Source organism: Calditrichota bacterium (assembly GCA_014359355.1).
Taxonomy (GTDB): domain Bacteria; phylum Zhuqueibacterota; class Zhuqueibacteria; order JANLFK01; family Oleimicrobiaceae; genus Oleimicrobium.
Genome location: JACIZP010000365.1, coordinates 1 through 11,078, shown reverse-complemented (window position 1 = coordinate 11,078; position 11,078 = coordinate 1). Strand labels below are relative to the sequence as shown.

The 11,078-nt window shown below is 60.5% G+C and carries 10 protein-coding genes; all 10 read left to right on the top strand.

Features of this window, described 5'->3' with window-relative positions; all coding sequences use genetic code 11:
• Window positions 1–312 (top strand): hypothetical protein (locus tag H5U38_15280; GenBank protein MBC7188387.1); only part of this gene is annotated, 312 nt, incomplete at its 5' end.
• Between the two features lie 74 nt (window positions 313–386).
• Window positions 387–2,048: a circadian clock protein KaiC gene (gene kaiC / locus H5U38_15275; protein MBC7188386.1), complete on the top strand. Its 1,662-nt coding sequence runs from the start codon at window positions 387–389 to the stop codon at window positions 2,046–2,048.
• A gap of 64 nt (window positions 2,049–2,112) precedes the next feature.
• On the top strand, window positions 2,113–4,866 hold the full coding sequence (locus H5U38_15270) for a PAS domain S-box protein (GenBank protein ID MBC7188385.1): 2,754 nt from the start codon (window positions 2,113–2,115) through the stop codon (window positions 4,864–4,866).
• Entirely contained in the window at window positions 4,863–5,312 is a 450-nt protein-coding gene (locus H5U38_15265) for a response regulator (protein ID MBC7188384.1), read from the top strand. The genes H5U38_15270 and H5U38_15265 overlap by 4 nt, the downstream gene beginning before the upstream one ends.
• 6 nt (window positions 5,313–5,318) lie before the next feature.
• Complete coding sequence (locus tag H5U38_15260) at window positions 5,319–6,149, top strand: response regulator (GenBank protein ID MBC7188383.1); 831 nt, start codon at window positions 5,319–5,321, stop codon at window positions 6,147–6,149.
• Window positions 6,150–6,189: 40 nt separating this feature from the next.
• Window positions 6,190–7,161 carry a type II secretion system F family protein gene (locus tag H5U38_15255; protein ID MBC7188382.1) on the top strand — a complete coding sequence of 324 codons (972 nt, stop codon included), beginning with the start codon at window positions 6,190–6,192 and terminating at the stop codon, window positions 7,159–7,161.
• Between the two features lie 17 nt (window positions 7,162–7,178).
• The gene (locus tag H5U38_15250) at window positions 7,179–8,123 is read left to right on the top strand and encodes a type II secretion system F family protein (protein ID MBC7188381.1); all 945 of its coding nucleotides are present in this window, start codon (window positions 7,179–7,181) and stop codon (window positions 8,121–8,123) included.
• A gap of 25 nt (window positions 8,124–8,148) precedes the next feature.
• Window positions 8,149–8,499 (top strand): hypothetical protein, encoded by a 351-nt coding sequence (locus tag H5U38_15245; GenBank protein ID MBC7188380.1) that lies wholly within the window; start codon window positions 8,149–8,151, stop codon window positions 8,497–8,499.
• A 31-nt stretch (window positions 8,500–8,530) separates the two neighbouring features.
• Window positions 8,531–9,499, top strand: a complete 969-nt coding sequence (locus H5U38_15240) for a DUF192 domain-containing protein (protein MBC7188379.1) — start codon at window positions 8,531–8,533, stop codon at window positions 9,497–9,499.
• 287 nt (window positions 9,500–9,786) lie between these two features.
• On the top strand, window positions 9,787–11,078 hold a 1,292-nt coding region (locus H5U38_15235; protein ID MBC7188378.1), incomplete at its 3' end, for a GWxTD domain-containing protein.

Below are 11,078 nucleotides of genomic sequence, written 5' to 3'. Positions count from 1 at the left end.
GTGGTGCAAATCTCCCGCCTGAGCGACGGTACGCGCAAGGTGCTTAGCATTTCTGAAGTGACCGGCATGGAAGGCGACACGATCACCATGGAGGAGATCTTTGTCTACGAGAAGACGGGCGTTGCCCCTGATGGCACGGTGGTAGGTACTTTCAAGGCGACGGGTGTCCGGCCAAAGTGCACCGAAAAGTTGAAGGCTTGTGGTATTGAGCTGCCGCCAAGCATCACTTTCGAGCCGTCGATTCTGCTGGAGATTCATCGCGATCACCAGCAGGAGGACATAGAAATGCATGCGCGCAAGCTCATGCGTTGACCGATCCGTAGTGTCCCGCGGTACTTCAGGACCGAGCGTTATGCTTGGCGATGCAAGCCAGGAGATGAGAGCAGATGAACGAAGTAGGTCGAAGAACGGTGTTGCCGAAGACGTTGACCGGCATCGTGGGGCTCGATGACCTTACCAATGGTGGTCTGCCCTACGGACGAACCACTGTGGTGGTGGGTTCTCCGGGAGCAGGCAAGACGATCTTATGTCTCGAGTTCCTTTACCGGGGGGCGACTCAATATGGGGAACCTGGTATCTACGTGAACTTTGGCGATCCCAGGGAGAAGGTCCTGGCTGACCTGCGGACGATGAACTGGGACTTGGATCCGTTGTTGCGTGACAATCGTCTGGTGCTGGCCGACCTCCCTGCGAAGCGTGGCGAGAGCGCGCCAGAGCAGTTCCTCAAGCCCGAGATGCTCGTCGAGGCAGTTGCCTACGCCGTCAAACACACCGGCGCCAAGCGCGTGGCGTTGGACGAAACTAATCTGACTCTCCGGGATACAGGAGACGAAGGATACACCGCCTCGGACCTCAAGATGATCATGCGCGGCATTGAGGCCCTGGGGGTCACGCTGGTTATGACCGCCACAGCTGAGGCGCGTAACGGCAGACGTTGTGGCGTGGAGGAGTACCTGGCCGACTGCGTGATCAGCCTTGAGCATCGGATGATCAACAACGTGGCAAGCCGGCGCCTGCGGGTGCTCAAATACCGTGGCACCTCTCATGGAGCGCACGAGTGCCCGTACCAGATTACGCCCAACGGCCTGCTCATCCTGCCCCTGTCGACCTTTGGCCTCAGCAGTGCGGTCAGCGAAGAACGGATCTCCACGGGGGTGCTGGCCTTAGACCACATGTTGGATGGGGGGTATTACCGGGAGAGCGCGGTGCTCATCGTTGGCGGCAGCGGGACTGGTAAGTCCAGCTTGGCGATGTCCTGCTTGGATGCAGCATGTGCTCGCGGCGAGCGCGCTTTGTACGTTTCCTACGAGGAATCGCCTGCGCAATTGCACCGCAACTTCCGCAGCGTGGGCATGAATGTGGAAAACTGGGAGAGCAAAGGCCTGCTGCGCGTGCTGGGGATCTTGCCCGAAGCTCACGGCAGCGAGGAACATCTGACCATGCTGCTGACAGAGATCGATCGTTTTCGCCCTGCGGTGGTCGCCTGCGATTCGCTCTCTGCCCTTCAGCGCATTCATCGCCACGACCCAGTGCTTGACCTGCCACTCTTCCTGGTCAGCGAGGCGAAGAATCGAGGCATTACCCTGCTGGCGACGGCCAGCGTGGCCAATGAACACGAGAACGGCAACTCTTGGGTCACCGGTCTCTACTGCCTGGCCGACACCATCATCAGCTTGCGGCAGGTGAGCAATGCGGAGCGACAAAGCCGCGGGTTGTTGGTGGTAAAGTCGCGCGGCATGCGCCACGATTCCGAATTGCGGGAGCTCCTGATCACCGATGAGGGACTGAAGGTGGGCAACGTGTTCTGGAATCAGGAGGAATTCGTGCTGGGCGTCTCGCGGCAGATCGAGGAACTCCGGGAGCGTCTGGACCCAGGAAACGGCGGGGGACACCTGTACGCCGTTGGGCAGCAGAGCGAGAGCGCTAACGTTCAGGCGCACCCAGCCCAGAGCTCGGGCGGCAGCAATGGACACGGGAATGGCCAAGGCACCGGTTACGCCAGCGAGCCCTCTGGCCGAGCGAGCGCCGCCCCGGCGGCCGTTGCCTGAGAGGGGTCGGTCGGGTCAGCAAGAGACAGGTTTTTGCTGGGAGCGGAGGAGGAAGTCACCCAGTATGGCAAGGAAGGCGAGGATACTGGTAGTCGAGGATGTCGCCATCACCGCGATGGACATCAAGCGGAGGCTGCAGGGGCTCGGCTATGAGGTGGTTGGCGTGGCCGCCTCGGGCGAGGACGCCATCGCCAAGGCAGAAAGCGAGCGTCCTGACCTCGTGCTGATGGACATCAAACTCAAGGGCGAGATGGACGGTGTCCAGGCTGCCGAACAGGTGAGGCGGCGAATGGATATTCCCGTCGTCTATCTCACTGCCTATTCGGACGAGACTACCCTTCAGCGGGCCAAAGTGACCCAGCCCTTCGGCTACGTGCTCAAGCCCTTCGAGGAGCGCGAGCTGCACACGGCAGTGGAGATGGCCCTGTACCGGCACACGCTGGAGCAGCGTTTGCGCGAAAGTGAGCAGTGGCTGGCCACCACCTTGCGCAGCATTGGCGACGCGGTGGTCGCCACCGATGCCGCCGGTCGCATCGTCTTCATGAACCCGGTCGCCGAGGCGCTCGTCGGCTGCGAGCAGGAGGAGGCGCTGGGCAGGGCGTGGAACGAAGTTCTCACGATTCTCGACGAAGAGACTCGTGACCCGGTGAGCGACCCGGTCGCGGCAGTGCTGAAGGACGGCAAGCCGCTGACGCTCCTGCGCACCCTTCTGGTCAACAGGCGCGACGGACGCCAGATCCCCATCGACGACACGGCGGCTCCGATTCGCGACGACAGCGGACGCGTGCTGGGCGTGGTGCTGGTCTTCCAGGATGTCACCGCGCGGCGTGAGGCGGAGGAGCGCATCAAACAACAGCGCACCTATCTCCAGGCGCTCATCGAGAACTCGCCGTTGGCCGTGGTTGCTGTCGACCTGGAAGGAAAGGTAACTACCGCAAACCCGGCCTTTGAGCGGCTGTTCCAGTATCAGCGCGACGAAATCATCGGCCAGCCTCTGGACAGGTTTGTGGCCGCAGAGGACAAGTCGACCGAAGCGCTTGCGCTGACGCAACAGGTGATGGCCGGCGACCGCGTGCACGTGGTGACCGTGCGCCACCGCCGCGATGGTTCGCCAGTGGACGTGGAAATTTTCGGCGTGCCGGTGATGATCCGCGGCGAACGCATCGGTGCCTTTGGCATCTATCAGGACATCACCGAGCGCAAGCGGGCGCAGCGGGCATTGGCAGAATCCGAGGAGAAGTACCGAACCCTCCAGGCCAATGTACCGGTGGGGATCTTTCGCGCCGCCCCTGACCGGCGCGCCACCCTCCGCAGTGCCAACCCCGCTCTGGCACGCCTGCTCGGCTACGACGACCCCGAGGAACTGCTGCGAATGGGTCTTGCCACGCTGGTTGTGGACAAGAAGGAAGCCTCGATATTCAGACGCCGCCTGCTGAAAGAGGGGAAGGTCGAGGGCCTGGAGCTGCGCTTGGCGCGCAAGCACGGCTCGTGCTTCTGGGCAAGGATGTCGGCGACCTGCATCCGCGACCACACTGGTGCGCCCCTCTACTACGACGGCATGGTAGAGGACATCAGCGAGCAGAAGCGGATTCAAGAGGAACGCGAGGAACGCCTGCGCCGCGCCGATGTTATCAACCGCCTGACCATGCAGCTCATCCGCTCCGCAGACGTGGCTTTGATCTACCGCCAGATATGCGAAGCGGCGCGCGAGATTGTGCGATGCCGCCGTGCTGCCATTGGAGAGTTCAGCGGTGACCGCAAGGGACTGGCGAAGTCTGTCGTCAGCACCGAAGAGGGGGAAGACGCTAGTGCCTGGGCGCAAAAGGTGCTGCGTTACGACGACGAAGCGTATGCGCCCATCAGGCAAGGCGCAAGACGCGCCGTGCGAGTTGGAGAGGGCAAGAGTCAGCTCCTGGCCACAGCGCTGCTTGGACCGGGCGGCAGCGTCTACGGCCTTCTGGTCGTCGGGGAGCCGCAGCAGGATAGGCTCCTGAGCCAGGAGGACGAATCCGACCTTGCACTTCTTGCCGATTATGCCACGGTTGCTGTGTCGCGCGCCATGAACCTGGCTGCGTTGCGCAAGGCGCGCAAGGAATTGTCCATCCGCGCTCAGGCACTAGCGCGCTCCAATGCCGACTTGGAGCAATTTGCCTATGTGGCTTCCCACGACCTCCAGGAGCCATTGCGGATGGTGTCCAGTTATTGCCAGCTTCTGGCGCAACGGTACAAGGACAAACTGGACAGTGAGGCGCAGGAGTTCATCCAGTACGCCGTGGATGGCGCACGACGCATGCAGGTGTTGATCAATGACCTGCTGCAGTACTCGCGCGTCAGCACGCGGGGCAAGCCTTTCGAACCCGTGAACCTGGGCGTCGTGTTGGAGGATGCGAAGGCAAACCTGCGCTTTGCCATCGAGGAGAGCGGGGCGGTCATCACCAATGACCCGTTGCCCACGGTCGACGTGGACCGAACGCAGATGACGCAGGTCCTGCAGAACCTCCTCAGCAATGCCATCAAGTTCCGCAACGAAAAGCCCCCGCGGATCCACATAGGAGTGGCGTGCGACAAGAAGAACTGGGAAATCTCCGTGCGCGATAACGGCATCGGCTTTGAGCAGAAATTCGCCGATCGCATCTTTGGTGTGTTCCAGCGTCTCCACACCAGGGAGCAGTATCCCGGGACTGGCATAGGCCTGGCGGTAGTAAAAAAGATTGTGGAGCGGCACGGTGGGCGCATCCGCGCCGAGTCGGAACCTGGCAAGGGCAGTTGCTTCACTTTCACCTTGCCCGCAAACAACGGAAGCGAGGAACAGGGATGACGGATGACAGAACCAACGGACGGCCGATTGAGATACTCCTGGTGGAAGACAACCCGGGTGACGTGCGCCTGACACAAGAGGCCTTTCGGGAGAACAAGATCAGAAACAAGCTCAACGTGGTGAATGACGGCGAGCAGGCCCTGGACTATCTGCGGCGCCAAGGTCCCTATGCCAATGCAGCGCGCCCCGGGCTGATCTTGCTTGACTTGAACCTTCCCCGGGTGGATGGAAGAGAAGTGCTCGCCCAAATCAAGTCTGACCCGGAACTCTGCCACATTCCGGTGGTCATCCTGACCACCTCCCAGGCTGAGGAGGACATTGTCAAGTCATATGCGCTGCATGCAAACTGCTACATCAGCAAACCCGTGGATCTGCAACGTTTCTTGGAGGTAGTGAAGGAGGTAGAGCATTTCTGGCTCTCCGTCGTGAACCTACCCAAGGAGTAGGACGAAATGGTGGAAGAACCCTACAAGGTGCTCCTGGTGGAGGACAATCCCGGCGACGCGCGGCTGGTGGAAATTGCCCTCTCCGAGCCTGGGCCCGTTCCCTTCCGTTTGGAACGCGTGGGCCTGCTCTCTGCTGCGCTCCGCCGGCTGGAAAAAGAGAAGTTCGATGTGGTCCTCCTGGACCTCTCTCTGCCGGACAGCCAGGGGCTGGACACGGTGGTTGCAGTGCGCAAGCAGAATCCCGAGGTCCCGGTGGTAGTGCTCACTGGGCTGGACGACGAGCGTAGCTCAGTGGATGCCCTGCACATGGGTGCCCAAGACTATCTGGTCAAAGGCACCGCCACCGGCGAGACTCTGCGCCGCACTATCCGCTATGCGGTGGAGAGGCGCAAGATTTTGGATGACCTGAAGGCACTGCGCGAAAACGGTCAGGACAACGAGATGAGCTTGCGCGCCGCCTTGGCTGCTTATCGACAGATGCTCAACGGGAAATCGGCCATCTTCGAGGACGTCGACCAGCCACTCAAGGAGCGCAAGCCGCGCTTTCTGGAGGACATCGCCGAGCTTTATGCTGAACTGATGGAGGCTTATCTGGGAAACGGCGCGCAGAAGTCTGCTGACCCGCGCATGACCCACTTGGTGATGCGCCTGCGGGAGGAGTCCGCTGGGGCATGTGATATCGTGGAAATTCACACCCACGCGATCCAGCGAAAGTTGACCCAGGACGACCTCGCTGCGCAAAAAGGCGCGGCCATCAAGGCCCAGGTCTTTATCGTGGAGGTCCTCGGCCGACTGTTGAGTCTCTACAAACGCGAAGGCGTAGCCAGCTCTATGTGACCTATGAGAGGAAGAGGTTCCTCACGAAGGCGAGGAAGGCGTGCAAATCAGTGCTATTGACATATTCATTGCCTGCTTGTTGACGTTTGGCTTGTTCTACTTCGGGGTGACGCTTCCTAGGGAGAAGCGGCGCCGGCACGTGCGCGAGCGATTGGAGCGGTTTACCCTGCAGAAGGCGCAGGTCAAGAAAGAGGAGCCCGCCGAGATCGTGATCACGCGTGACCAGCTCAGCACCATCCCGCTCTTCAACCGCATTCTGCGGCGCATGGACTTTGCCGCGGCGCTGCGGCGCCTTCTCGACCAGGCGGGCATGAAGATGACCGTGGGCAGCATGGTCCTCCTCATGCTCATCGTGGCCAGTGTGGCATTTCTGTTTACGGTGCGGCTGCAGAATCCTGCGCTCACCGTGCTCGTCACCATCGCCAGTGGGTTCTTGCCCCTGCTCTGGGTGAAACGCAAGAAGAAGCGCCGTCTCAAGCAGTTTGAGCGCTACTTCCCTGAAGCCTTGGATCTCATGACCAGTGCCTTGCGCGCTGGCCTCTCCTTCGTAGGCGCCTTAGGGATGGTGGGCAAGGAGGCCCAGCCACCTATTAGCGAGGAGTTCAGCAAGACCTATGAAGAGCAGGCCCTTGGTGTGCCCATCGAGGAATCGCTGCAGAGGCTTACGCAGCGCATCGATAGCCTGGACTTGCGGTTCTTCGTCACGGCACTTCTCATTCAGAGGGACATCGGCGGAAATCTCACCGAACTCTTGGAAAAGATCAGCCTCACCATTCGCGAGCGGTTCAAACTCATTGGCCAGGTGCGGGCACAGACGGCGCAAGGCCGCTTCACCGGTTGGATGCTCACGGGCATGCCTTTCATCATGGCCATCATCATCTCCCTGCTCAACCGGCAGTACATCATGCTCTTGGTCACTGAGAAGCTTGGGCAGTACATGATCGGCATCGCCCTCTTTATGCAGTTCTTGGGCTTCCTGGTCATCAGGAAAGTAGTGAATATTAAGCCTTAGGATGGGCAGAGCACCTCATGGACTTGATTGTTGCAACAGGTCTGGCAACTTTCGGGATCACCCTCCTGCTGGGATATGGCCTCTACATGCTCTTCACCAAGCGGAGCCCGGTAATCCAGCGCATTCATCGCTTTGTGCAGGAGGACTATGCCGTCCGCGAGAAGGAAGGGACGGTGCCAGGAGTGGACAGGCTCCGTCCGGCAATGGTGCGCGTGCTGGAGCGGATTAGTCAGTCTCGTCCACTGAGCGAAAAGAAGTTGCAGGGGCTGAGGCTCGAGCTCATGCAGGCTGGCGTGATGCGCACTGATGCGGTGCACATCTTCGTCGGGGCGCGGATTGTGCTGACGCTCTTGCTTGGGCTGGCTGGCATGAGCATGGCTGCGGCGGCACACAAGCCGGCGGTGGTCAGCTTGGCGATTATCACCATGTTCTCCAGCACGGGGTACATTCTGCCCCAGCTCTGGCTGCGCAGCCAAATCAATCGGCGTAAGAAAGCTATCGTCCGCGGTCTGCCTGATGCTTTGGACCTGATGGTGGTGTGCGTGGAGGCAGGTCTTGGACTCAACGCTGCCTTGCTTCGCGTAGGTGAGGAGCTGAAGCTGCACTGTCCGGTGGTCAGCGAAGAGTTCTTGATGGTCACCAAAGAAATGCGTGCTGGCATCTCCCGACAGGATGCCTTGCGGCATCTTGCCGAGCGCAACCCAGTGGAGGACATTCAATCCTTCGTGGCCATCCTCATCCAGACCGACCGTTTGGGTTCGAGCATGGCCAAGACGCTGCGCGCGCAGTCGGACAGCCTACGTACGCGGCGTCGGCAACGCGCCGAAGAAGCGGCAGCCAAGACCAGCATCAAGTTGCTCTTTCCGTTGGTTTTCTTCATCCTGCCAGCGTTGTTTGTGGTTCTGTTGGGACCTGGCCTGCTCCAAGTGATCAAGGTTTTCTCTTCTGGTGGGATTCGGTGAGGCAAACAATGTGGAGGTGGAGGCGATGAGAAAACATGTGATGGCTCTCGCGATTCTGATGTGCACGGTGATGGTGGCCTGCGGGGGAGGTGTCCACAAGTACGCACCGCCGGCGACGCCGCCCAAGGCGGTCTTTGTGGGGAGTCAAATCAAGAGCCTGCACACCGACGGCCGCTTGCGCGCAGAGACTGCTCCCTTGATGCAAGCAGTCACCGAAGACGGACGCCGCTACGAAGGGCGCCTGGTGCAAATCAGCGACCGGCAGGTGACGCTGGCCGAGGGCTACAAGACCCGCGTCGAGGGGAGCCGCGTGGTGCGTGAGGAGCGGGTCATCGACTTGCAGAAACACGCCGTAGTCGTGCTGAAAATCTGGTAAGGCGCGCAGGCCCACGTGCAGGGAGGAACCAATGCCGGCAGTTGATACGACTAGGCGGCGCACCTTAGCTACCACAGTGGTAGTGGCAAATACCTACCTTGCCCGGTTGGTGGGACTTCTCGCCATGCGCCAGTTCCGCCACGGCTTGGCCCTCTGGTTGCGGCCGTGCCAAGCAATCCACACCCTGGGCATGCGGCACCCAATTGATGCCCTGTTCCTGGACGCGAGAAATCGCGTGGTGCGTATCGTGTCCGAACTGCAACCTGGCCGCGTGGTGCAGACTGTACCCAATGCCAACAGTGTGCTCGAGCTGCCCGCAGGGGTGTGCCGCACCACCAAGGTGCGTGTGGGCGATGTGGTTCACCTTGCCCCGGACGGGACGCACCTCGCGCACCTTGCCAAGCTGAGTCATTTTCTCGTCAACGGCGTGCTTGCGCTTTTCTATTTGCGCTTCGCACGGCTGTCCTACGCGCACTGGCAGCAGACTGGGGACGTTCTCACCCTCGGCTTAATGTTTGTGAATTCCCTTCTGTTCTACCTCTTCCTGACACGACGGCAGAGCACGGTGGTATCCGGTCGGACCTTTGATTGGTTCGCGGCGCTCGGCACCGTCTTCCTTTCCTTCTGCCTTTACCCGGCGAAGTCCGGGTCGAGTGTCCTCCACACGGTGTCTGGCGCAGTGCAGGGCATTGGGATAGTTGCTATCCTTGCCTCCCTTGTCAGCCTGGGACGAAGCTTCGGGGTGGTGCCCGCAGTGCGTACCATCAAGTCTACGGGGATGTATCGGTTTGTGAGACATCCGCTGTACTCAAGCGAACTGCTCTACTACATAGGCTTTCTGATGGGGAACATGACCTGGCTAAACGTTTTGCTTGTGATCGGGATTTTCGTGGGCCAGTATGTGCGCGCTGCAGCGGAGGAGGAGATTCTTTCCTCCGAGGGCAGCTACAGGGCCTACAAGCGGCGCGTGCGCTACAGGTTTATCCCTGGTGTTGTGTGACCATCAGACTGGTTGGTCGAGATGGTTATCGAGCGAAACTGAGACCACACCCTCACTCTTCCACCATCCTACGTGCAAACCCCCTGTCGTCTCCAAGCGGCAGGGGGTTTCACGCAAAGAGAGGTCCCCTCAAACACGTTCGCGGACCAGCTCTGCCGAGGAAAGCAGAGCCCGGACGCCCTCCCAACTTTGGCCACGAGGGAGGCTCAGCCAGCGGAGCTGAATTCCTCTTGCATTTGCAGGTGGAATTCCTTAAAATTCTGGCGCAAGTAAGGAGGATTCGGCAGATGGGTAGCATGAGAGGAGTGGCCCAGAGAGGCCTGGCGTGTGTCGCAGTGGTGGTAGGACTGGCGAGCATGGCATTTGCCGGGGAGGAGCGTCGTGCCCGGGCGCGGCAAGCGGCCTTTTCCCTGATCTTGCCGCAGGAGTTGGCTCGCCTGTACGAGGCGTTGCCCGATTCCAGCGCCCGTGCCCGATGGGAGGAGAAGTATTGGCGCATGATCGATCCCCTGCCGTCTTCTCCCGAGAACCCGTACCGCGAGGAATTCGAGGCACGCTTCGCCTACGCCTGGGACCACTTCTCGTGCCTCATTGGTCCGACCTACCTGGACGACCGCGCCAAGTACTACCTCCGCTACGGTCCTCCGGACGATTTTGTGGAGATGACTGGCTCCGGTCGGCAATACCTCGATAACCTCACCTGGGCATACTTCGGCCTGAATCTGTTTGTCGACTTTGTGCGGCGCACCGGCTACGGGTATCAGGAGGTCAATGACCTTTCGCAGGCAGTGGTCGGTGTGCCGCTGAACGAGAAGGCGCGCATCGCCAGCGAGCTCTATGCCGAACGCGAGTCTTTGCATCACCGCTACGGCGCCTTTCGAGGTGCGCAACGAAACACGGACGCCTACTTCAGCCTGGTGAGCAGCCTTGCGACTGACAAGACGCAGGCTCTCAGCCTGGCACCTCCGTATCGGTTCAGCTTCCAGTACCGGCAGCAGCCCCTCAGTGCGCAACTTGCTTCAGCTTGCTTTCGTGGTGCGGAGGGAGCGACGCGCGTCGAATTCTATTTTTCCGTGCCCCTGGACGAGCTGAGCTTTTCGCCTGGGGAGAGGGCTCCGTTAGTCAGCCATTTGCACAAGCGCCTCACGCTCTTTGACGCAGATTATCAGCCGCTGCTGCACAGAAGCGAGACGCTGGCGCTCACCGCAGGCACGCCTGAGGAGATCGCGGGGCGGTCGTACGTGAACCAGCACGATGAGCTGCTGAGTCCTGGCCTGTACAACGTGGCTCTTGAGTTGGAATGCCCAGAGTCAGATCGTCTGGCCGTTTTGAAGAGCCAGTTGCGGGTACGGTCGTTTGCCGGGGATAGCCTCATGATCAGCGACCTGCAGCTTTCCCCGCGCGTTGTGGAGCAAGTGCCGGCCCGCCATCTGAAGCCCAGCGGTGTGTTGGTGGTTCCCACCCTGCAACGCCAGTTCCAGAGGGGCAAGCCGCTGTTTGTCTACTTCGAGGTCTACAATTTGAGGCTGGACAGCAGCGGCAAGAGTGACTATCACGTGGCCTATGCGCTTCGCAACTT